The organism is Prevotella aff. ruminicola Tc2-24, from assembly GCF_900110895.1.
Lineage (GTDB): Bacteria > Bacteroidota > Bacteroidia > Bacteroidales > Bacteroidaceae > Prevotella.
The window spans coordinates 497496-519479 of sequence record NZ_FOIQ01000001.1 but is presented as its reverse complement, the minus strand read 5'-3'; the positions used below and the strand labels follow the sequence as shown (position 1 = coordinate 519479).

The following is a 21984-nucleotide window of genomic DNA, read 5'->3' as shown; positions in this document are numbered from 1 at the left end:
TTTACTTTTAAAGATGACGTCCCTTCTATCGTAAGAGACGTACTTCGGAGTTGAGACCGCTGGGTACCGATTCCCACGAATCATAGGTGGTACGATTGTAGTTGATATCGACCACGTTGATCTCCTCCATCTTTCGCCATCTGATGCCCTGGCGGTCGTAGTCGGCGATACGGTTGGCAGGGAGGTTGGTCACTTCGATGCGGATCACATTGTCACCGGTCTTCAGGCTGTTCTTGCAGTCAAGGACAAAGGGTACCGACCAGGCGCAGCCGATGAACTGACCGTTGATATAGACACGGGCCGACTCGCGCACGTCGCCGAGGTCGATCGTCCAGTGTGCCTTCGCCTCGGTCTTTGACAGTCGAAGGTGGGTGGTATATACGCCTGTGCCCATGGTTACCTTGGCGCTGTCGTCGTCAAGCGTCTCCCAGGTCTGTGGCTTAGCGAGCGTGAAGGTCTTGTTCACCTTGGGTGCTTCTTCTGTAAACGACAAGGTCCAAGGACCAGGAAGCGTCTTGGTCTCTATGTGACATGCTTTATCCTCCGTTTTCCTCCTGCTATTATCCTGGGCCAGTGGCTCGTTATACGTCTGTAGGATCATCGACTCACCACTGCGCAGATGGATGGCGATGCCGTCGGTGCCGAAGGATGCCGGTGTGATGTCGCCATTCAGCGGATTGAACCATACGGCGTCCTTGAAGTCGACAGCCAGCGGCTCGACGGTCTGGATGTCGTTGGGGGTGAGGTTGGCGATGAAGTAATGGTAGCCCGTATCATTGCGGCGACGGATGGTCTTGAGTCCGCATACTGTCCTGATGGCCTCGGGCTGGGCAGCCGTCTGCAGGTCGGCGGCTCTGGTACCGTCGATCACAGGTGCCCCCTGCGCCTTCAGTCGGTCGATGTGCAGTCTGACGTTCTCTGGCATCATCCGGCACTCCGGAATCACAAGTCCTTTGTATCTTGTGCCGGCCGCCGTCTCCAGCATACCGTCCTTATACGTTGTGGTGAGCAGCAGGCGGTCAGAGATATAGTCACAGTCGAAGCCGGCGCGGTCGATGTCGAGGATGGACTGGATGAACTCCGGTGCCAGCTTTCCCATCTGATGGATGGAGAACTGCATCAGCAGCTTGTCAGTCTGCTTCTGCCACATGTCGCGCACCGGGAGGTAGACGAGGAAGTCGTTGTCGGGCTCGCCCCACTGCAAGAAGCTCTGACAGCGTTCCACATATTGCATGAAGTAGGGCGCGTCGCGCCAGATGCTGTTCGTGGGTGACATGTCGATAGAGGCATAGAACTTCCACCCTGGCCATGCGTCCTCCTTCGGAGAATAGCAGGTGCCATGGAAGAACATATGGTTGACGCCGGCGCAGAACATCAGGTCGATGTCGGGCTTCAGTTGTGAGAGTGAGGTGCGGAAGTGCTCTGTCAGCCATGTGAAAGTCTCGCTCGACGTAAAGGGCTTACCACAGATATGTGCGGCCGACGGAGCGTATTTCAGCATGGAGAAGTCGGAGTCGTTCTTACGGGTCTTGCCGGGATCCTGGCGCAGACCCTTGATGCCGAATTCCGAGAGACCGAACCCTTCGATCTCGGGTATGTCCACGGCAGCGTAGCAGTCGATGAGGTTGGCTGGCGACCCATGTGCCTGGTTGCGGGTGATGGCACCGTGCTTGTGAGCCCAGCTCGTCCATTGCTGTGTGAAGTTCTCCAGAAGCAGGTCGCCGAGCGTCTCACGGTAGTCGGACACGATCTTCTCGTCTCCTCTCTGCAGGAAAGGCAGATAGTCTTCCAACTTATAGCCGCGCCGTTTCTCGAATTCCTCGAGGAGCATAGGAGTCCATGTGCCCTCGCTCACCTCATAGGAGTCGTTGAAGAAGGTGTGGGGGTAGGGCGTGTGTGTACGCTCGAAGGCTGCCTCGATATAACGGAGATAATTGGCCACGGCCTGACGGTCGAAATGGTCGATGACATAGCCCTCGCCACCAGGGGCGGAACGCTTCACCTTCATCACACCATAGCGCACATAGAGAGCCGTGACCTGCCAACGGGCTGTCGCCATCTCCTTCAGTTGTAGTGTCAAGGATTTCTTCAGTAACTTGTTGGTTGCCTGCTTGATGCGTTCCTTCAGCAGGTCTGCCGGTGACCATGACAGTTGTCCGTCGTTCATAAACCGGGTGACATCGTATGGTCGGCCACGCCAGTAGGCCATCACCTTACTGAGTCGACAGTATCCTGCTTCTTGCGCCGGCGCCGAGAGGTCGAGCGACTGTACGGAGCCACCGGTGAAGGTCTTGTTCACAAACACCGCCTTACATGCTGATTCCTCCAGCGGTACCCACGGACCGCCGAAGGGCCAGCCCGTGCCTGTCGCCATGTCTATTTCCATTCCCATCTGCTGACCGTTCTTCTGAACCTCGCGTAGCATCTCCATCCATTGGTCGGAGAGATAGGGGATGTTCCTATTTTGGTTACCCTGTACCCCGTAGATAGGTGTGATCTCCAATGCCCCGATACCGTGGTTGGCATATTCCTGCATCGACCAGCGCAGGTTCTCCTTGTCGACGGCAGAACCGAGCCACCACCAACGACTACCGGCCTTGGCTTCTTGTCTTGCCTCGGGCCATTGCTGTGCCATGACGGGGGAGACGACGGATAAGAGTGCAGTGATGAGAATATTCCTGATCATCGTTTTAGTCTTTTAGTCTGTAGTAGTCTTTTTGAAAAGAGAGAATGAGCCACTGCCCATTCTCTCCTGTCAGATTTATGATTGATGTGTTACTCGATCACGATAAGGGCGTCGTCTTCCATGACGCTCTCACCGATCTTGACACATACGGCCGTCACCTTTCCGTTCTTCTCGGCAGTCAGGTTGTTAGCCATCTTCATGGCCTCCAGCACGACAACGGTGTCGCCGGCCTTCACCTCGTCGCCTTCGGCTACCAGGATGTCGGTGATCACACCGGGCAGGGGAGCCTTCACGGCGTTGGCCTTGTTGACGGCAGCCTTGTTGGCTGTCGGAGCATCGCTGGAAGAGGCTGCTGGAGCGGCGGCCTTCACGACGGGCTTCTTCTTCTCCGGCTCCGGCTGCTTTTCCATCTCTACCGTGTACTCTTCTCCGTTGACGGTCAGGGTGGCGATATTGTCATTGATGTCGCCAACAACTACCTCATACTTATTACCGTTGATGGTATACTTATATTCTTTCATACGTTTCAGGGATGTTGAGTAAATGTTTGCGCATAGCCGTTCCACTGGGTGGGACGCGCATTGATTGTGATGATGCCAGTCTCCACGTCATGGACATTGTTGCCCAGGTGCTCATGGAGAGCCATGGCAATCGCTGCATATACTTCGTTGTTCATCTATAAATGTCAATTATAAACAATAAACTAATTACATGGGGATGTTACCGTGCTTCTTGGCGGGCAGGGCATCACGCTTGGTAGCGAGCTGTGCCAGACCGCGGCAGATGCGGAAGCGGGTGTTACGCGGCTCGATCACGTCGTCGATATAGCCGTACTTGGCGGCCTGATACGGGTTGGCGAAGAGCTCGTTGTACTCGTCCTCCTTCTCGGCAATGAAAGCCTTCACGTCCTCACCGGCCTCTTTCTTGGCCTTGGCCTCCTTGGCATAGAGCACGGCGGCAGCACCAGAGGCACCCATCACGGCAATCTCAGCAGAAGGCCATGCGTAGTTCAGGTCGGTGTGAAGCTGCTTGGAGCCCATCACGATGTGGGAACCACCATATGACTTACGCAGGGTAACGGTGATCTTGGGTACGGTAGCCTCTCCGTAAGCGTAAAGCAGCTGTGCTCCGTGCAGGATGACGGCATTGTACTCCTGACCAGTGCCCGGCAGAAAGCCCGGTACGTCGACCAGTGAGACGATAGGAATATTGAAGGCGTCGCAGAAACGTACGAAGCGTGCACCCTTACGAGAGGCGTTCACGTCGAGCACACCAGCGTAGCAGTTAGGCTGGTTGGCCACGATACCGACGCTCTGTCCGTTGAAGCGTGCAAAACCGACGATGATGTTCTTGGCGAACTTAGGCTGTACCTCGAAGAACTCACCATTATCGGTAATGGCAGAGATCACCTTGTACATGTCGTATGCCTCGTTGGGGTTCTCGGGGATAATCTCGTTGAGACTGTCCTCCATACGGTTAATGGGGTCGGTGCACTCCTTACGAGGAGCCGTCTCCATATTGTTGGATGGGATATAGCTCAGCAGGGTCTTCAGCATCTGGATTCCCTCCTCCTCGGTGGCAGCGGTGAAATGAGTCACACCACTCTTCGTGGCATGTACCGAGGCACCGCCCAGGTGCTCCTGGTCGATATCCTCACCCGTCACGGTCTTCACAACCTTCGGACCGGTCAGGAACATATATGAGGTGTTCTCCATCATCAGCGTGAAGTCGGTGAGGGCAGGTGAGTATACAGAACCACCGGCACAGGGACCGAAGATACCTGAGATCTGGGGGATCACACCCGAAGCCAGGATATTACGCTCGAAGATCTCTGCGAAGCCGGCCAGAGAGCAGATACCCTCCTGGATACGTGCACCACCTGAGTCGTTGATACCGATGACGGGGGCGCCCATCTTCATGGCCATGTCCATCACCTTACAGATCTTCTGACTCATGGTCTCTGACAGAGAACCGGCATGAACGGTGAAGTCCTGTGCGAAGACGAATACCAGACGACCGTCGATGGTTCCGCTACCGGCAACGACACCGTCGCCGAGGAACTGCTTCTTCTCCATGCCAAAGTTGTGGCAACGATGCTCCTTGAACATGTCGTACTCCTCGAACGATCCCTCGTCGAGCAGCATCTCTATACGCTCACGAGCAGTGTACTTACCACGGTCGTGCTGTTTCTGAATTGCTTTCTCACCACCACCGAGACGGGCTTGTTCGCGCTTCTCGATGAGTTGCTTGATTTTTTCTAGTTGTTTGCTCATTGTTGTTATTGAAAGTTTGGAAATTTACTCAGGATGTTCGCATAGTTCTGTCAGGATGCCACAGGTTGACTTCGGGTGAAGGAATGCGATGTTCAGACCCTCGGCGCCCTTGCGGGGAGCCTGGTCGATGAGGCGCACACCTTTCTCACTCACCTCGGCGAGTGCAGGGGCAACGCCATCCTCTACACAGAAGGCCACGTGATGGACACCCTTATTGCCCTTGTCAAGCCATTTCTGGATGGTGCTCTCGGGGGATGTCGGCTCCAGAAGCTCCAGCTTCACTTCACCACACTTCAGGAAGGCCGTCTTTACTTTCTGGTCTTCCACCACCTCTGTCGCATAACACTCTAAGCCTAGTACTTCCGTGAAGTATGGCAGGCTTTCCTCAATGCTCTGAACAGCAATGCCCAGATGCTCAATGTGCGAAATCTTCATATCGTCTTAAATTAGATAGTTTGATTATTGATGTGCAAAGTTACAAAAGATAAATGAAATACCACCTTAATATTTCGTTTTTTTTAGAAAAAAGCGTTTGTTGCTGATTGTTCCGCAACAAACAGGATAAATATCCTTATAAAATGCACTTATTGGAGTTCTATTGTAACCTTTCCGTTGATGAGCCTGCCCGTCAGGTAGTTGGGCACAGCCCACTGGCGACTGCTGACATCTGTCACCCAGTAGTAGCTGTTCACGTTGGAGATGCCGAACAGATTAAGACAGTCGATGCCGAGCCAGATGCTACGGATACCCTTCTTGTCCTTGAGTGCTCGATAACTCATGCCGATATCGGCCCTTTTGTAGGCTGGCGCCCTGAACTGCTGTGCCTCGAGTCCACGGTGAGGAGCACCGAAGGGCAGTCCGTCGGCATAGGCCAGTCGGAGGGTCATGCGCCAACGGTCTGTACCAGGGAAATAGTCGGTGAAATGCATGTTTGCCGCCCATCGCTGGTCTGTGGGCAGTGGGATGCTCGTTCCGTTGAGCCTCTGACGTGTGTCCATCAGTGAAAGCGTGAGCCAGGAGTCTGTGCCTGGCACGAACTCGCCATAGAGTTTCATGTCGAGACCTGCCGCACGACCAGAACAGATGTTCTCGCCGTAGTAGGTCACCTTCACGTTCTGTACGTTATAGGGAATGAGGTTGGACAGCGCTTTGTAGTAGACCTCTGCCGTGAACTTGAAGGGGCGGTTGAGCATCTTGAATCGATAGTCCATGGCGGCGATGAACTGAAGCGACTGCTGACTCTTGATCTTCTCGTTGAGTGTGGCAGTTGTCATTCCGTTCGTCGTCATCGTGTCGCGCATCTCCTTGTAGAAGGGGGCTTGGTAATAAAGACCTGTAGCCAGACGGAAGGTACAGTCGCTGTTGAAGGCGGGAACGATGGCCAGTGAGGCTCGTGGTGAGACGATGGTCTCTTGGTTGAACGACCAGTTAGCCAGTCGTATGCCGTAGTTCAGTGTGAAGTAGTTGTCACCCCGACTGAAACGGTAGTTGTCTTGGATGTAAGCCTCTATCCTGTGACTCTTCACGTCGTTCCTGGCAGATAGCGTGTATATCAGATCCAGTCTGTCGGAGGAGTGGGGGATGGAATAGCCGCTGGAGTCGCGCATCTCGTACTCTCGCGATTGTTCCCTGATATGCTCGGTCTTGTAGGTGATGCTTGTCTCTATGCTGTGCTGACGTGTATGGTGTGTACCTGTCAGTTTCAGACTGACGACATCGGCCTTCAGGTAGTTTCTGGCATGTTCCATATAAGTACCTACGCCCAGACTCTCTTGTGTCTGTGCATCGTCAAGCCAATACTGTCCCATGATGTCGTAGCGTTCACTCTCCTTGGTGTGGAAAGCAGATGTCAGGATTTTTATAGTTGTTGACTCTCCGATATGACGCGTGATTCCCAGGGCGCCGAAGAAGGTACGGAAGAGGTCCTTCTCCTGACCGTCGAAGTAAACCTTGAACGACTTGACATCGGCTAGTGTACCAAAGCTGGTCTCACGGTCCTCCGGCTTGAAACGATAGCGGTTCTCTGCGATATTACCTATGAAATCCAGCGTCCATCTTTTGTTTGGATTATAAGTAATATATGTTTGATAGTCAATATAATTAGGTTTGTATTCTCCAGTTGTTTCTAATGAGCCTAACAGATAGCGGTTTGTTTTGTATCGGATGCCATGACTCATGGAGAAACGACGGTTGCCCATACCTACATAACCACTGGCTCCTAAGAGAGAGGCCGTGACGGTGGCTTCATACTGTCGGGGCTGACGATAAGTGATGTCGAGTGCCGACGACATCTTGTCGCCATATTTCGCCTCGAAACCGCCCGTCGAGAATCCTACCTTCTCAACCATGTCGGCGTTGATGACGGAGAGTCCTTCCTGCTGTCCGCTACGGATCAGCAATGGACGGTAGATCTCGACACCGTTGATATAGACGGAGTTCTCGTCGAAGGAACCACCACGTACATTGTACTGTCCAGACAACTCGTTGTGAGTAGACACGCCAGCCTGTTGCTGTACCAACTCTTCCACAGCATTGCCCGTTGTCGAGGGCGCTTGTCGGATCTCCTTGGTGTCGAGCTGCTCCGTCTGTGAGGTCTGTCGTCGGCGCTCCGTGATGACCACCTCCTGCAGGGCTTCCATAGGTTGCATCACGATCTGCACCTTCATCTTCCCTCTCGGGTTACGGAACACCCGTTTGCGGGGCGCATAGCCAACCATCGAGAAACGTACTTCCACAGAGTCGGCCGACTGCAGGTCGATGGAGAACTCACCCTTGAGATTGGTCATCGTCACCTTCCCTTGTCTGGGACAGCTCACCGTCACCAGCTCCAGTGCGTGCTCCTCGTTGTCGACGACCCTGCCTCTCAGCGTAAAGTCATCGGCCATCACGACAGTACATGTCATGAACATGACTGCCAACAGCAGATATCTGGGAAATGTATGTTTCACTGGTATTATAACGCTCGAACCTTCGCTTTATTGTGTTCACCGTGAATTGCGAATACGATATGACATTTCCCGCCTCTGCTGGTTATGCGACCAAAAGGGACGGGAAATAGCGTTGCTGGACTGCTCCTATCTGATGAAGTTCATGAAGGTGTGCCTCTCCTCGCGGGTGGGCGCGGTCGGGCGGTCGGCATGGATCTTTTCCAACAGCCAGGCCATGTTATTGCCCAGGGTGCGCATGGTCTGCATACCCTCTGTATCGAGCTTTGCCTCGCCCTTGCCGGCGCCATAGGCAATATTCCAATACTGGGAGGTGACCACAGGCATGTTCATCATCTCGAACATCATGTTCATGGTCTGTAGAGTGGCCGTTGCACCGCCACGTCTGCATACTGCAACTGCTGCGGCTGGCTTGTTCTGTACCAGATGTCCCGACGAGAAGAACAAACGCTGCATCAGTGAAAGCACCCCACCATTGGGTTGTCCGTAATAGACAGGTGTGCCGACGATGAGGGCATCGGCCTCCACCATCTTCTGTGTGATCACCTGACAGAGGTCATCGTCGAATACACACCCCTTGCCGTTGTTCTGAAAACAGCCTCCGCAGTTGATGCACATGCGGATGGGCTTCCGTCCAATCTGAACGATTTCCGTCTCGATACCATGCTTCTGGAGTTGGCTCTCTATCTCTTTCAGACAACAGAAGGTGTTGCCGTCTGGTCTCGGACTTCCATTGATCATCAGTACACGGAGTGAACCGTTTGACTGCTTCGGAAGGGTCGACGGTGTGGGTGCGGTCTCGTCTTCCAGTAGTCCTGAGTTTTTGGCTCGGGTAATCATCGCTGCAACTGGTGCTGAAACGGCAGTGCCTGCTGTGGCATAAGCCGTTTTCTTCAGGAATTCTCTTCTGTTCATAGTTCAATCAAGTATTTTCTGCAAATATAGTCATTATTGTTCATATGTCAGAATGATTATGGCTTCTTTTGTTGTTTTTTCACTGCTGATATCGGGGACGGTCACCCCAGAGGGCAGATTCATTCGGATGGCCGCCGATTATAGCATGAATAGGCGTTTCCGGCGTTTGTCATGACATCGTCTGTGAACTTTTGCGAACTGAATGAACAATTGCAAACTATTGCGAACGAAAAACTTTGGATGTTTCGTTTTTTCTTCGTACATTTGCGCTATGATTTATGAACTGATCATAGGAATACTTGTTTATGCCGTGCTGCTTGTCGTGACTATACAGAGCAGTCGTCGTAGGGTACTGACCTTACAGGATAGAATAGATAAGGTACGCGCTTTACAGGAAAAGCAACAGGCTCAGAGCCGACAGAATATCGAACGAAACGAGAAGAAGATCAAGGAGCTGGAGTTGCTGTTGCGTAAACTGGGCGACGAGAATTCGCTGTTGCGACTGGAACTCGAGGAGAAGAAAGCCACCCTTGACTATCATAATAAGGTGGCGATCATCGAACAGGAGAAACGCGAGCAGGCCGAGACGGCCATCTTCTCTTCGCCGATTAGTCATAAGATACAGGAATGCCTGAACAGTGGACGGAGTCTTTCCCACCGGGAATGGGCCGAACTGGCGGAACTCGTGGACAGTATCTATACGGGTTTTACGGAGAAACTTTACAGTCTCTATCGCCTATCGGAACAAGACTATCACGTCAGTCTGCTGACTAAGGTACGCATCCAGCCGAAGGATATAGCGCAGCTGACGGCACACTCGAAGGAGAGCGTGGCCTCTACCCGCAGTCGACTCTATCAGAAGGTGTTCGGTCGGAAAGGTTCATCAAAGGATTGGGATGATTTTATATTATCACTTTAAAATAAGGTTATATGATTGATTATTTTGCACAACACTTATGGCAGATGTGGGCGGTGATAGCCGTCGTCTGTCTGATCCTGGAACTGACGGCAGGCGACTTCTTTATCATCTGCTTCTCCGTTGGTGCGGCCTTTGCTGCTATCGCGGCGGCCCTTGGCTGTAACATCTATATCCAGTTGCTGGCCTTTGCCGTATTCTCACTGATCTGTCTCTTCTGGGTGCGGCCTCTTGCCAAACGCTATCTGCACAAGGGCGAGGACCGTCGTGTGAGTAATGCCGATGCTTTGATGGGGCGTCATGGTAGAGTGGTGGAGACCGTCAAGGCTGATGGCTTTGGACGTGTGCAGATCGATGGCGATATCTGGAAGACTGTTACCAATGAGGCTCAGGATATCCCCGAGGGAGCGAACGTGCGTGTCGTCGGACGTGAGAGCACTATTATCACTGTTGAGACGCTGAAGACTGAAGGTCACGATTAAGCATGCTCAACAACAAAAAAATCATTCAAGATTATACTAAATCATTAAATAATTAAAAGCTATGGACATTATGACTTATGTATTTATTGCCATCGTCATACTGGTGATTATCTTCGCCAAGATGGCATTGGTGATCATTCCCCAGTCGGAGACGAAGATTATTGAGCGTCTGGGACGCTATTATGCCACGCTCCAGCCGGGTATCAACATTATTATCCCGTTTATAGACCAGGCTAAGTCGATCGTGGTACTCAGTCATGGCCGTTACATGTATTCGACAACCATCGACCTGCGCGAACAGGTCTATGACTTCCCGAAACAGAACGTCATCACGAAGGACAACGTGCAGACCGAGATCAATGCGCTGCTCTACTTCCAGATTGTGGATCCCTTCAAGGCTACCTACGAGATCAACAACCTGCCTAACGCCATCGAGAAACTGACGCAGACAACACTGCGTAACATTATCGGTGAACTGGAGCTCGACGAGACGCTGACGTCGCGCGACACCATCAACAAGAAACTGAGTGCTGTGCTTGACGATGCCACAGACAAGTGGGGTGTGAAGGTGAACCGCGTAGAGCTGCAGGATATCACTCCTCCCGACTCTGTGCTCACGGCCATGGAGAAGCAGATGCAGGCTGAGCGTAACAAGCGTGCGCAGATTCTGACTTCTGAAGGACAGAAGGCTGCAGAGATCCTGGCTTCTGAGGGTGAGAAGACCGCCATCATCAACAAGGCTCAGGCCGCCAGAGACCAGGCTATCCTCGAGGCCGAGGGTGAGGCCCAGGCTCGTATCCGTAAGGCTGAGGCTGAGGCCAAGGCCATCGAACTGATCACGGAGGCTGTGGGCAAGTCGACGAACCCCGCCAACTACCTGTTGGCTCAGAAGTATATCCAGATGATGCAGGAACTGGCTGAGGGCGACAAGACCAAGACTGTGTACCTGCCATATGAGGCCACGAACCTGCTCGGCTCGATCGGCGGCATCAAGGACTTGTTCAAAGCAGAATAGTTTTTGCATAAAATCGCAGATTCCGCGGATTATACAGAAAAAAAGAAAAATTATTCTGTGAAGCCTGCGGAATCTGCGGTTATTTTTGTATCTTTGCGCCCAATTAGATTTAGACTGTATGGTACATAATATCTTTAAGGGATTGGGCATTGCTCTTATTACCCCGTTCAAGGAAGACGGCTCCGTTGACTATGAGGCTCTCTTGAGACTTCTCGACTATCAGTTGAACAACGGTGCCGACTTTCTTTGTATTCTAGCCACAACCGGTGAGACCCCGACATTGAGTGCTGAGGAAAAGCAGAAGATCAAGGATCTGGTTGTCGACAAGGTACAGGGACGCGTGCCTATCCTTATGGGATGTGGAGGCTATAATACAGCCGCTGTGGTAGAAGAGTTGAAGACGGGCGATTTCCGTGGCGTGGACGGCATCCTCAGTGTCTGTCCATATTACAACAAACCGTCTCAGGAAGGACTCTATCAGCACTTCAAGGCCATTGCTGCCGCAACGAAACTGCCTGTCGTGCTCTATAATGTACCTGGTCGTACGGGCGTAAACCTGAAGGCTGAGACTACGGTGCGCCTGGCTCGCGACTGTCAGAATATCGTGGCTATCAAGGAAGCCAGCGGTAACCTGGAACAGGTCGACGAGATCATCAAGAACAAACCGAACGACTTTGATGTGATCTCTGGTGATGACTCCCTGACGTTCCCGATGATATCGTGTGGTGCTGTCGGCGTGATCAGTGTCATCGGCAATGCACTGCCAAAGGAATTCTCTAAGATGATCCGTCTGCAGATGCGTGGCGAGTATGATCCTGCCCGTAAGATCCATCATCGTTTTACCGATCTCTTCTCTCTGCTCTTCGTCGACGGAAACCCGGCTGGTGTTAAGGCGATGCTGAGTGAGATGGGCTTTATTCAGAATGTGCTGCGTCTGCCGTTGGTACCGATGCGTATCAGTAATATGCAGCGTATGGTTGAGATTCTCAGAGAACTGAAAATATAATAACGATGGAGAACAAGGTCATTCATGAGATCACGCCCTTGATGGGTAAAGATGTGCTCTACATTGCTGACCGCCGCAAAAAAGAGTTTACTTATCCCATCCATAATCATGAGGTCTACGAGTTGAACTTCGTGGAGCATGCTGCTGGCGTGCGTCGTATCGTGGGCGACTCCAATGAAGTGATTGGAGAGTATGATTTGGTGCTTATTACCAGTCCTGATCTTGAGCATGTATGGGAACAGAACAACTGCACAAGTGAGGATATCCGTGAGGTGACGGTACAGTTCGATATCGATTTCAGTGATAGTGGTATCTTCGCACGCAATCCCTTCAACTCCATGAAGAAGATGATGCTTGAGGCTCGGAAAGGTCTCTGCTTCCCGATGACAGCTATCATGCGTGTCTATCAGCAGATCGATTCCCTGAGTAGCATCAAGGACGGTTTTTATGCTTTCACGCAGTTCCTGACGATTCTGTATGAACTATCTAAGTGCGACGGCGCACGTACGCTCTCGTCCAGCAGTTTTGCCAAGGTCGAGGTGTCAAGCGACAGTCGTCGGGTGCAGAAGGTGAAGAACTTCATCGATCAGAACTATAAAGACGAGATACGCCTGTCACAGGTTGCCGACATTGCCGGCATGAGTCCGTCTGCTTTCAGTCGTTTCTTCAAACTCCATACGGGTAGGAACCTTAGTGAGTATATCATCGACCAGCGTCTTGGATATGCCAGTCGTATGTTGGTCGACAGTACCCACTCAATAGCAGAGATCGGTTTCAGTTGTGGCTTCAATAATCTGAGTAATTTTAACCGTATTTTCAAGAAACGAAAAGGGTGTAGTCCCTCTGAATTCCGCGAAAACTACCATAAAACAAGGATTATCGTATAGCTTTTCGGGCGAATATCAATTTTTTTTGAAAAAAGTTCAGAAAAGATTTGGCCAGTTCAGAAAAAGTGTGTACCTTTGCATCCGCAAATCAGAAATGATTGCGACAACAAAACGGAATTTGGTTCCGTAGCTCAACTGAATAGAGCATCTGACTACGGATCAGAAGGTTGTGGGTTTGAATCCCGCCGGAATCACAAAGAGAGGTTTTTACCTCTCTTTTTTTTGTATATCCGATTATTCTTTGTAACTTTGCAGCAATAGATACGGAAACAATGGAAGATTCAGCATTAAACAGATATTTGGACGAAATTGGTAAGGAGTCGCTGCTTTCCGATGAGGAGGAGCGTAAGCTCTCCGAACGAATCCAAAATGGCGACCAACGGGCACTCTCTAAGCTCGTGGAGGCAAACCTGCGGTTTGTCGTCTCTGTCGCTCGTCAGTATAAAGGCAAAGGTGTGGCGATGGAAGATCTTGTCAGTGAGGGAAACATCGGACTGATGAAGGCGGCTTCGAGATTTGACGCATCGAAAGGTGTGCGGTTCGTGAACTACGCCGTGGCTTATATCCGTCAGCAGATGGAGAGAGCCATTGATCAGCAGGCTGGTCTCTACCAGGTGCCGAAAGATGTGAAAGACGAGGTACAGGCCCGTCAGCAGAGTGTGCCACTCTCTGTAGATGCACCGCTCGGTCATCGTGCCAACATGAGCCTCCTGTCTGTTTTGGTGAATCAGGATGCGCCGTTGGCCGATGAGCGGGTACATTCAGAGACCGTTGAGGCTGCTGTGGAGTATGCCTTGGGGACTTTGGATGCAAGGGATAGGAGTGTGGTTAACGCTTTCTTTGGCATCGGACAAGAGCATGAGACAATGGCTGAGATTGCTGAAGACCTGAACATAAAGCGTGAACGTGTCCGTCAGATCCGTGACAAAGCCATACGTAAGCTCCGTAAAGCCTATAAGGACCGCTTGCGTGAACTGAAATAGCAAACCTCTTTATATTGTTATTTGATAATAGCACTCCAGCCACCGCCAGGAGCCAGACGAACGTTTATTTGTTTGTCTTTCATCACTTCTATCTGTGTCTTCACGTAATCTGTGGCATCACGGTCGGCATTCACTCCGTCGGCAAAGATTTCTGCCTGGTGGGTACCCTCGCTGAGCATAGACAGTGGGATGGTGAGTTCACGCGGTGTCCAGTTGGTCATAGCTGCAATATACCATGTCGAACCCTTGCGCTTAGCTATAACAGCGTATTCGCCTAACACTCCATCGAGTGCCACAACCTCATCGAAGATTGTTGGGATCTGACTGATAAAATCAGTGGTCGACTGTTCGCGTTCATACTTCGTCGGTGCATCAGCAAGCATTTGAAGAGGTGCGTCGAAGATGGTGTACATTGCCACTTGATGGGCACGAGTGCCCTGACTCATAGGATGGTCGTTGTTACCAAAGAACTCTGCGCGTGTTGCGTTGGTCATCGCGCCAGGGGTATAGTCCAACGGTCCAATCAACTGACGTAGATATGGAATCGATACATCATAGCGTGGTTGGTCGTGCAGTGGACCGTCACCGACTCTCGGTTCCCACTTTGAATTTTCCAATCCTTTTACCCCTTCAAAGTTGACAATATTCGGGAATGCCGTTTGTATGCCCGTAGGACGGTAGCCATGGAAGTCAAGCAACAAGTGGTTTTTTGCAGCACATTCGGCAATTTTCCATGCAGAGCGCATGACCGTCTGGTCATCACGGTCGAAGAAATCCACCTTAAAGCCTTTTACGCCCAATGAAGCATAGTATTTGAAATCGTCTTCAGTATGATTGATGCAGTTGCGCCAAGAAGTCCAGAGTATAATTCCAACGCCTTTCTTTTCTGCGTAGGGCAGAAGACTGAGTAGGTCGATGTCTGGATTCAATTCTGAGCGCAGGCTCTCGTCGGTGCTCCATCCTTCGTCGATAATAATGTACTCAAGATGGTTGCGGGCAGCAAAGTCGATATAATAACGGTAGGTGTCAGTGTTCATGCCAGCACGGAAGGGAACACCTGTCAGCATGGTGGCATTCCACCAGTCCCATGCTACCTTACCTGGACGGATCCATGAGGTGTCTTTAAGTTGACAAGAAGGACCAAACCGCTGTGGAAGACGGGCATTGAGCAAGTCCTTGTCCTGTTCTGTGACCATAACGATACGCCAGGGTAGTGAGCCTTTCACATCCTTGGCAATATAACTGGCTCGCGCTGTCGGCACCAGGTTTAGACGGGCATAGCCGCTTATCTCTTCGCGAGTTGGAACAGGGGCGAAACAGGCTTTCAGTCCGTGTTCTCCATTTCTAAGCAGGAACATGCCCGGATAGTCAACAGCTCCCATATCAGCGATGACAGCTAACTTGTTTTGCGGCAGTCTGACAGCTAAGGGGTTGATGGCCAAAGAGTCTTTGAACATGGCTGATAACGGCTGCTCATTGTAATAGGATTCAAAACTGAAACTATAGCGTTCTCCGCTTCTATTGTCGTTGATGTAAGGAATGAAAGCCGGATAGTCGGCCAAGAAATTGAACTCTGCAGTCTCGCTGTCGATCGTGATGGGGCGTTTTCCAATAATGTGGATGCGGTATGCCGCAGCATCGTTGTCGGCACGGAACTCCACGCGATATTGCCTGTTGCTTATCATGGCGGTGTTCTTCGTAACCTTACCATCCATTTTCTGGAGCGTACCGTTCAGACCGATTTCCGAAGGTGCTAGTACCTGTGTCGTGCCATGATTAACTTCCCATGTCAGTTTTTGTTGGTTGGCATGGATCTTGATAAATAATTTACCGTTTGGTGATGTAACGGTGAAATCCTTTGCTGCCGCACTCATGGTGAATGCGGTTACCATTAGTAGTGCAATTGTTTTGGTTTTTTTCATTATCATTTATGATTTGATATTATCTGCAAAATTACGGAAAAAAACTGATATTACCTCCTGGCATTGTGAAAATGTGCTCTATTTAATCATCTGTTACCATTGCCATTAGATGAACATGGCTATATTTCCTTCGGAAATGAGTGATGGAGATATTTCCTTATTGGACAAGGAAGATATCTCCATCATACATAGTTACTACCTATATGAAACGTAGAGCTTATTTGATCAGATCGACACTTCGTTTAAGGAAACGGTCGAGGGCTTCGCCCTTCAGCATGCCGTTCTGTAACAGAGCCAGGTCGATAAGCTGGTGAACGATATCGTTGTCTTTGGCATAATCGGCTATCACCTGCTGTTTCTTGTCTTTCTGCTCTTGTACAGCCTTCTCTGCTTCTGCCTTCTGATCTTTATCCTCCTGAGTCAGCTCGTCGTACTTTTTCTTATCCTGTGACTGTCGGATGGCGGCCAGGCGAGCCTCTTGCCCCTTCAGTTCACTGATGATAGGCTTCAAGGCCTCTGCTGTGGCACTCTCACTATCGCTGAGCACCTTCTTGACCAGCGGATGGTCGCTATTAAGTACGATGTTAAAGGCATCAGGCATCTGACCGTAGAAGTTCATGCCCGACTGGAAGCGACTCATCTCCTTCATACGACGCATATACTCGTTTTGCGTGATGATTACCGGACGAGCCTCTGTACCGAGGGCGTCAACCTGTACCATAAACTCTGCCTTCTCGATCTTCGGCAACTGTGATCGGAAAACGGCTGACAAATTGTCACTCTGCTCTTCCGTGAGATCAGACTTCGGTGCATCGGCCTTGACGATCAGGCGATCGATGATATCTGAGTCGACACGTGTGAAGCGGCTCTTCTCGAACTTCTGTTCCAGGGTCTGAATGGTGGGAACGTCGAGCTGACCGTCGAGCAGCAATACAGAATAGCCCTTGTCTTGAGCAGCCTTAATATATGAGTACTGTTCCTCTTTGTCGGTGGCATAGAGGTAGACGAGTTGGTCGTCCTTGTCTTTCTGGTTGGCCTCAATGAGCTTCTTGTATTCCTCGAAGGTGAAATACTTACCCTCTGTATCTTTCATCAGGGCGAAGTCCTTGGCACGGTCGTAGAAGCCATCCTCAGAGAGAATACCGTAGTTGATGAAGAGCTTTAGGTCATCCCATTTTTCCTCATACTGCTTACGGTCTTCCTTGAAGATGCTCTGCAGGCGGTCGGCCACCTTCTTGGTAATATAAGTGGAGATCTTCTTCACCTCACGGTCGCTCTGTAGATAGCTACGACTGACGTTCAATGGAATATCCGGTGAGTCGATGACACCGTGGAGCAGTGTCAGGAACTCGGGTACGATACCTTCCACCTGATCGGTGACGAATACCTGATTACAGTAGAGCTGGATCTTGTTGCGCTGCAGGTCGATGTTAGACTTGATACGGGGGAAGTAAAGGATACCCGTGAGGTTGAAGGGGTAGTCGACATTCAGATGAATCCAGAACATCGGCTCGTCGCTCATGGGGTAGAGCGTACGATAGAACTGCTTGTAGTCCTCGTCCTTCAGGGTAGAAGGAGTCTTCGTCCACAAAGGCTCAACGCTGTTGATGATATTATCTTCGTCGGTGTCGACTTGCTTGCCGTCTTTCCACTCCGTCTTCTTGCCGAAGGCAATGGGTACGGCCATAAACTTGCAATACTTGTTCAGTAGGCCCTCCAACTTATACTTGTCGAGAAACTCCTTGCAGTCGTCGTCAATATACAGGATGATATCTGAGCCATGGTCGGCACGCTCTGCATCATCGATCTCGTAGGCAGGACTACCATCGCAACTCCATTTTACGGCTTTTGAACCTTCCTTGTACGACTTGGTGATAATCTCCACCTTCTTTGATACCATGAAAGAGGAGTAGAAACCGAGTCCGAAGTGACCGATGATGTTATTGGCATTATCCTTGTATTTCTCAAGGAAGTCGCTTACGCCTGAAAACGCAATCTGGTTAATATATTTTTCGATCTCCTCTTCTGTCATGCCGATACCATGGTCGCTGATGGTGATAGTGCCCTTGTCGGCATCGAAGTTCACACGGACAGTCAGATCGCCCAACTCTTCCTTATAGTCACCTTGTGCGGCGAGTGTCTTCAGCTTCTGGGTCGCATCGACAGCGTTGCTGACCATCTCACGGAGGAAGATCTCATGATCGGAATAGAGAAACTTTTTGATAACGGGGAATATGTTCTCGGTTGTAACCCCGATGTTACCTTTTTGCATAAGTTTTATCTGTTTTTACTATTAGCAATTTGCTGTTGGCTATCCTTATGCAAATAGTGTGCCAAAAAAAGACTCCCGACAAATGCCGGGAGTCTATTATAGAGAGGAGTAGGGGATATTATTCGCCCTTCTCCATCTTAGCCTTCAGCTCAGCCAGTGCGTCGATGTCACCGAGTGTGGTGCTTGCTGCAACATTCTCGATCTTCGGAGCATCGTCCTTCTTAGCGCGGGCGGTCTTCTTAGCGGCAGCCTTCTTCTCCTCGCGAGCGGGATCCTCGAAGGTGCGGCTGTGAGACAGGATGATGCGCTTGCTGTCCTTGTTGAACTCAATCACCTTGAATGGCAGAGTCTCACCGAGAGTAGCCTGTGAGCCATCCTCCTTGACGAGGTGCTTAGGAGTAGCGAAGCCCTCAACATTCTCCTCGAGTGCAACAACGGCGCCCTTCTCGAGCATCTCGCTGATCTTACCCTCGTGGATTGAACCAACGGTGTACTTAGCCTCAAATACGTCCCAAGGATTGTCCTCGAGCTGCTTGTGACCGAGAGAGAGACGACGGTTCTCCTTGTCGATGTCAAGTACGATCACGTCGATCTGAGCACCAACCTGTGTGAACTCAGAAGGATGCTTAACCTTCTTGGTCCAAGAGAGGTCGCTGATGTGGATCAGGCCGTCAACACCTTCCTCGAGCTCAACGAATACACCGAAGTTGGTGAAGTTGCGAACCTTAGCGGTGTGCTTAGAACCAACAGGATATTTGGTCTCGATAGCCTCCCAAGGATCCTCGCGGAGCTGCTTGATGCCGAGAGACATCTTGCGCTCGTCGCGGTCGAGAGTCAGGATGACAGCCTCAACCTCTTCGCCAACCTTCAGGAACTCCTGAGCTGAACGGAGGTGCTGGCTCCATGACATCTCTGAAACGTGGATCAGGCCCTCAACACCGGGCTGGATCTCAACGAATGCGCCGTAGTCGGCAATCACAACTACCTTACCCTTCACGTGGTCGCCCACCTTCAGGTCGGCATCCAGAGCATCCCAAGGATGCGGTGTGAGCTGCTTCAGACCAAGAGCAATGCGGCGCTTCTCGTCGTCGAAGTCGAGGATAACCACGTTGATCTTCTGGTCGAGCTCTACTACCTTGTGCGGATCATCTACGCGGCCCCAAGAGAGGTCTGTGATGTGGATGAGTCCGTCAACACCACCCAGGTCTACGAATACGCCGTAGCTGGTGATATTCTTAACAGTACCCTCGAGGATCTGACCCTTCTCGAGCTTACCGATAATCTCCTTCTTCTGTGCCTCCAGCTCAGCCTCAATGAGAGCCTTGTGAGAGACAACAACATTGCGGAACTCCTGGTTGATCTTGACAACCTTGAACTCCATGGTCTTGCCTACGAACTGATCGTAGTCGCGTATGGGGTGAACGTCGATCTGCGAACCGGGGAGGAAAGCCTCGATACCGAATACGTCGACAATCATACCGCCCTTTGTGCGGCACTTGATGTAACCCTGGATGATAGCATCCTGCTCGAGAGCCTCGTTAACCTTATCCCAAGACTTGCTGAGACGGGCCTTCTTGTGAGACAGCAGCAGCTGACCCTTCTTGTCTTCTGCGCTCTCAACGTAAACCTCTACCTTGTCACCGATCTTCAGGTCGGGATTGTAGCGGAATTCTGAAGCGGGGATGATACCATCGCTCTTGTAGCCGATGTTGACAACCACTTCTTTCTTGTCAACAGAGATAACCGTACCTTCAACAACCTGATGGTCGGCCACCTTGTTCAGGGTTTCGTCGTACGCCTTGTCAAGCTCTTCCTTGCTGACACCGGCGGTCGTGCCATTCTCGAACTCGTCCCAATTGAAGTCGTCGAGCGGCTTTACGTTCTTTGTTAATTCTGACATAATAAATTAATAAATGTTTGTTTGTAATTAATAAAGTTGGACTTTATGTGAACTGTATGCTCGCGTACGTACACGCAAAGCGGGTGCAAAGTTACAACAATTAATTGATAATTAATGTATAACGGTAGATCTGGTCTTTCTGTTTTAAGGATTATTAACAAAAAGAAGGAGGCGAACCTCTTAAGTCCGCCTCCTTGATTATCCATTATTAATAACCGATGGTCAAGTCTTATACGATACCCTGAGCCATCATAGCATTTGCAACCTTCATGAAGCCTGCAACGTTTGCACCCTTCACGTAGTTGATGTAACCATCAGCCTGTGTACCATACTTCACACAGTTCTCGTGGATATCGTTCATGATACGCTTCAGGTAGTCGTCAACCTCTTTGGCTGTCCAAGACAGACGCTCAGAGTTCTGCGACATCTCAAGACCAGATACAGATACACCACCAGCGTTAGAAGCCTTACCAGGAGCGTAGAGGATCTTGGCATCCTGGAAGATCTTGATAGCCTCAGGCAGTGAAGGCATGTTGGCACCCTCAGCAACGGCGATTACACCATTGTCAATCAGAGCCTGAGCTTGCTCACCGTTGATCTCGTTCTGTGTAGCGCAAGGCAGAGCGATATCGGCTTTTTCGTGCCAAGGACGCTCACCTGCGTGGTAAACAGCGTTAGGATACTCCTCAGCATATTCCTTGATACGTCCACGCTCAACGTTCTTCAGCTCCTTCACATAAGCCAACTTCTCGAAGTCGATACCATCCGGATCGTAGATGTAACCATCAGAGTCTGAGAGAGTCAAGGGGATAGCACCCAACTGGAGGCACTTCTCAGTAGCGTACTGAGCCACGTTACCAGAACCGGAAATCAGCACCTTCTTACCCTTCAGTTCGATACCGCGTGTTGCGAGCATAGAAGTCAGGAAGTATACACAACCATAACCAGTAGCCTCAGGACGAATCAGTGAACCACCGAAGGAAAGACCCTTACCTGTGAGCACGCCCTGGAACTGGTGGGTGAGCTTCTTGTACTGTCCGAAGAGATAACCAACCTCACGGCCACCTACGCCGATATCACCAGCGGGTACATCCTCATCGGGACCAATAACACGATAAAGCTCGTTCATGAATGCCTGGCAGAAACGCATCACCTCAGCGTCGCTCTTGCCGCGGGGAGAGAAGTCTGAACCACCCTTGGCACCACCCATCGGCAGTGTGGTCAGAGAGTTCTTGAATGTCTGCTCGAAAGCGAGGAACTTCAGGATACCCAGGTTCACACTCTTGTGATAACGGAGACCACCTTTGTACGGGCCAATAGCGTTGTTGTGCTGGATACGGTAACCCATGTTCGTCTGTACGTTACCCTTGTCGTCTACCCAAGTGATGCGGAACTCACAAACACGATCGGGGATGCAGAGGCGCTCGATAAGGTTGGCCTTCTCAAACTCGGGGTGTTTGTTGTACTCCTCTTCGATGGTGGGAAGTACCTGAGATACTGCCTGGATGTACTCCGGCTCATTGGGGAATCTCTGCTTCAGATTCTCAACAACTTGTGCTGCATTCATAATCTTCTTACTTTTTTTGGTTGTTATAATGATTAAAATTAATGATTTCGTTGATTACGCTTGCAAAATTACATCAAAAATCTGAAATACCAAACATTTTATCAATTATTTTATTGAAAATCTTTCTTTTTGTCACATAATTGATATACGTCAAGCCAAAAAGTTATTTATATACATTTATTATGTGTTCGATAACAAGTTGCTGTTTGCTCCTT

17 protein-coding genes and 1 tRNA gene are annotated in these 21984 nt (G+C 50.6%); 7 read left to right on the top strand and 11 right to left on the bottom strand.

Annotated elements, in window-relative coordinates:
- Positions 1 to 25: 25 nt before the first annotated feature.
- The 7 genes from BMY63_RS02250 to BMY63_RS02225 all read right to left on the bottom strand — a co-directional run bounded on the left by BMY63_RS02250 (position 26) and on the right by BMY63_RS02225 (position 8819).
- Entirely contained in the window at positions 26 to 2686 is a 2661-nt protein-coding gene (locus BMY63_RS02250; protein WP_091914438.1) for a glycosyl hydrolase, read from the bottom strand.
- An 89-nt stretch (positions 2687 to 2775) separates the two neighbouring features.
- Complete coding sequence (locus tag BMY63_RS02245) at positions 2776 to 3207, bottom strand: acetyl-CoA carboxylase biotin carboxyl carrier protein (protein ID WP_091899546.1); 432 nt, start codon at positions 3205 to 3207, stop codon at positions 2776 to 2778.
- Positions 3208 to 3212: 5 nt separating this feature from the next.
- Entirely contained in the window at positions 3213 to 3362 is a 150-nt protein-coding gene (locus BMY63_RS12250; RefSeq protein ID WP_176771007.1) for a hypothetical protein, read from the bottom strand.
- A 31-nt stretch (positions 3363 to 3393) separates the two neighbouring features.
- Positions 3394 to 4959: an acyl-CoA carboxylase subunit beta gene (locus BMY63_RS02240; RefSeq protein ID WP_091899545.1), complete on the bottom strand. Its 1566-nt coding sequence runs from the start codon at positions 4957 to 4959 to the stop codon at positions 3394 to 3396.
- A 24-nt stretch (positions 4960 to 4983) separates the two neighbouring features.
- A complete protein-coding gene (gene mce / locus BMY63_RS02235; protein ID WP_091914436.1) occupies positions 4984 to 5394 on the bottom strand; it encodes a methylmalonyl-CoA epimerase in 411 nt (136 codons plus the stop codon).
- A gap of 149 nt (positions 5395 to 5543) precedes the next feature.
- Entirely contained in the window at positions 5544 to 7862 is a 2319-nt protein-coding gene (locus tag BMY63_RS02230) for a TonB-dependent receptor (RefSeq protein ID WP_371113571.1), read from the bottom strand.
- Between the two features lie 171 nt (positions 7863 to 8033).
- Positions 8034 to 8819 (bottom strand): flavodoxin family protein, encoded by a 786-nt coding sequence (locus tag BMY63_RS02225; RefSeq protein ID WP_255397412.1) that lies wholly within the window; start codon positions 8817 to 8819, stop codon positions 8034 to 8036.
- A 271-nt stretch (positions 8820 to 9090) separates the two neighbouring features.
- On the opposite strand from BMY63_RS02225, the gene BMY63_RS02220 reads away from it, so the two are divergent.
- The 7 genes from BMY63_RS02220 to BMY63_RS02190 all read left to right on the top strand — a co-directional run bounded on the left by BMY63_RS02220 (position 9091) and on the right by BMY63_RS02190 (position 14108).
- The gene (locus tag BMY63_RS02220; RefSeq protein ID WP_091899542.1) at positions 9091 to 9738 is read left to right on the top strand and encodes a hypothetical protein; all 648 of its coding nucleotides are present in this window, start codon (positions 9091 to 9093) and stop codon (positions 9736 to 9738) included.
- Positions 9739 to 9749: 11 nt separating this feature from the next.
- Complete coding sequence (locus tag BMY63_RS02215) at positions 9750 to 10217, top strand: NfeD family protein (protein ID WP_091899541.1); 468 nt, start codon at positions 9750 to 9752, stop codon at positions 10215 to 10217.
- A gap of 61 nt (positions 10218 to 10278) precedes the next feature.
- On the top strand, positions 10279 to 11232 hold the full coding sequence (locus tag BMY63_RS02210; RefSeq protein WP_091899540.1) for an SPFH domain-containing protein: 954 nt from the start codon (positions 10279 to 10281) through the stop codon (positions 11230 to 11232).
- A 118-nt stretch (positions 11233 to 11350) separates the two neighbouring features.
- Positions 11351 to 12238 carry a 4-hydroxy-tetrahydrodipicolinate synthase gene (dapA, locus tag BMY63_RS02205; RefSeq protein WP_091914432.1) on the top strand — a complete coding sequence of 296 codons (888 nt, stop codon included), beginning with the start codon at positions 11351 to 11353 and terminating at the stop codon, positions 12236 to 12238.
- A 5-nt stretch (positions 12239 to 12243) separates the two neighbouring features.
- Positions 12244 to 13125, top strand: coding sequence for an AraC family transcriptional regulator (locus tag BMY63_RS02200; protein ID WP_091899538.1), 882 nt, complete (start codon positions 12244 to 12246; stop codon positions 13123 to 13125).
- A 120-nt stretch (positions 13126 to 13245) separates the two neighbouring features.
- A tRNA-Arg gene (locus tag BMY63_RS02195) sits at positions 13246 to 13319 on the top strand.
- Positions 13320 to 13397: 78 nt separating this feature from the next.
- The gene (locus BMY63_RS02190; protein ID WP_091899537.1) at positions 13398 to 14108 is read left to right on the top strand and encodes a sigma-70 family RNA polymerase sigma factor; all 711 of its coding nucleotides are present in this window, start codon (positions 13398 to 13400) and stop codon (positions 14106 to 14108) included.
- Between the two features lie 17 nt (positions 14109 to 14125).
- On the opposite strand, the gene BMY63_RS02185 is transcribed toward BMY63_RS02190, so the two are convergent.
- From BMY63_RS02185 to BMY63_RS02170, 4 genes are all read right to left on the bottom strand, one after another.
- Entirely contained in the window at positions 14126 to 16030 is a 1905-nt protein-coding gene (locus BMY63_RS02185) for a glycoside hydrolase family 97 protein (RefSeq protein WP_256218900.1), read from the bottom strand.
- Positions 16031 to 16247: 217 nt separating this feature from the next.
- Positions 16248 to 18302 (bottom strand): molecular chaperone HtpG, encoded by a 2055-nt coding sequence (gene htpG / locus BMY63_RS02180; protein WP_091899536.1) that lies wholly within the window; start codon positions 18300 to 18302, stop codon positions 16248 to 16250.
- Between the two features lie 118 nt (positions 18303 to 18420).
- Positions 18421 to 20202 carry a 30S ribosomal protein S1 gene (gene rpsA, locus BMY63_RS02175; RefSeq protein ID WP_091899535.1) on the bottom strand — a complete coding sequence of 594 codons (1782 nt, stop codon included), beginning with the start codon at positions 20200 to 20202 and terminating at the stop codon, positions 18421 to 18423.
- Positions 20203 to 20431: 229 nt separating this feature from the next.
- Entirely contained in the window at positions 20432 to 21769 is a 1338-nt protein-coding gene (locus tag BMY63_RS02170) for an NADP-specific glutamate dehydrogenase (RefSeq protein ID WP_091899534.1), read from the bottom strand.
- Positions 21770 to 21984 lie beyond the last annotated feature (215 nt).

Coding starts and splice junctions, on each gene's coding strand:
- BMY63_RS02200 (WP_091899538.1), top strand. CDS start 12,244: ATGGAGAACAAGGTCATTCATGAGATCACGCCCTTGATGGGTAAAGAT.
- BMY63_RS02245 (WP_091899546.1), bottom strand. CDS start 3,207: ATGAAAGAATATAAGTATACCATCAACGGTAATAAGTATGAGGTAGTT.
- BMY63_RS02170 (WP_091899534.1), bottom strand. CDS start 21,769: ATGAATGCAGCACAAGTTGTTGAGAATCTGAAGCAGAGATTCCCCAAT.
- BMY63_RS02225 (WP_255397412.1), bottom strand. CDS start 8,819: ATGAACAGAAGAGAATTCCTGAAGAAAACGGCTTATGCCACAGCAGGC.
- BMY63_RS02250 (WP_091914438.1), bottom strand. CDS start 2,686: ATGATCAGGAATATTCTCATCACTGCACTCTTATCCGTCGTCTCCCCC.
- BMY63_RS12250 (WP_176771007.1), bottom strand. CDS start 3,362: ATGAACAACGAAGTATATGCAGCGATTGCCATGGCTCTCCATGAGCAC.
- dapA (WP_091914432.1), top strand. CDS start 11,351: ATGGTACATAATATCTTTAAGGGATTGGGCATTGCTCTTATTACCCCG.
- BMY63_RS02220 (WP_091899542.1), top strand. CDS start 9,091: ATGATTTATGAACTGATCATAGGAATACTTGTTTATGCCGTGCTGCTT.
- rpsA (WP_091899535.1), bottom strand. CDS start 20,202: ATGTCAGAATTAACAAAGAACGTAAAGCCGCTCGACGACTTCAATTGG.
- BMY63_RS02240 (WP_091899545.1), bottom strand. CDS start 4,959: ATGAGCAAACAACTAGAAAAAATCAAGCAACTCATCGAGAAGCGCGAA.
- BMY63_RS02210 (WP_091899540.1), top strand. CDS start 10,279: ATGGACATTATGACTTATGTATTTATTGCCATCGTCATACTGGTGATT.
- mce (WP_091914436.1), bottom strand. CDS start 5,394: ATGAAGATTTCGCACATTGAGCATCTGGGCATTGCTGTTCAGAGCATT.
- BMY63_RS02230 (WP_371113571.1), bottom strand. CDS start 7,862: ATGACATGTACTGTCGTGATGGCCGATGACTTTACGCTGAGAGGCAGG.
- BMY63_RS02190 (WP_091899537.1), top strand. CDS start 13,398: ATGGAAGATTCAGCATTAAACAGATATTTGGACGAAATTGGTAAGGAG.
- BMY63_RS02185 (WP_256218900.1), bottom strand. CDS start 16,030: ATGAAAAAAACCAAAACAATTGCACTACTAATGGTAACCGCATTCACC.
- htpG (WP_091899536.1), bottom strand. CDS start 18,302: ATGCAAAAAGGTAACATCGGGGTTACAACCGAGAACATATTCCCCGTT.
- BMY63_RS02215 (WP_091899541.1), top strand. CDS start 9,750: ATGATTGATTATTTTGCACAACACTTATGGCAGATGTGGGCGGTGATA.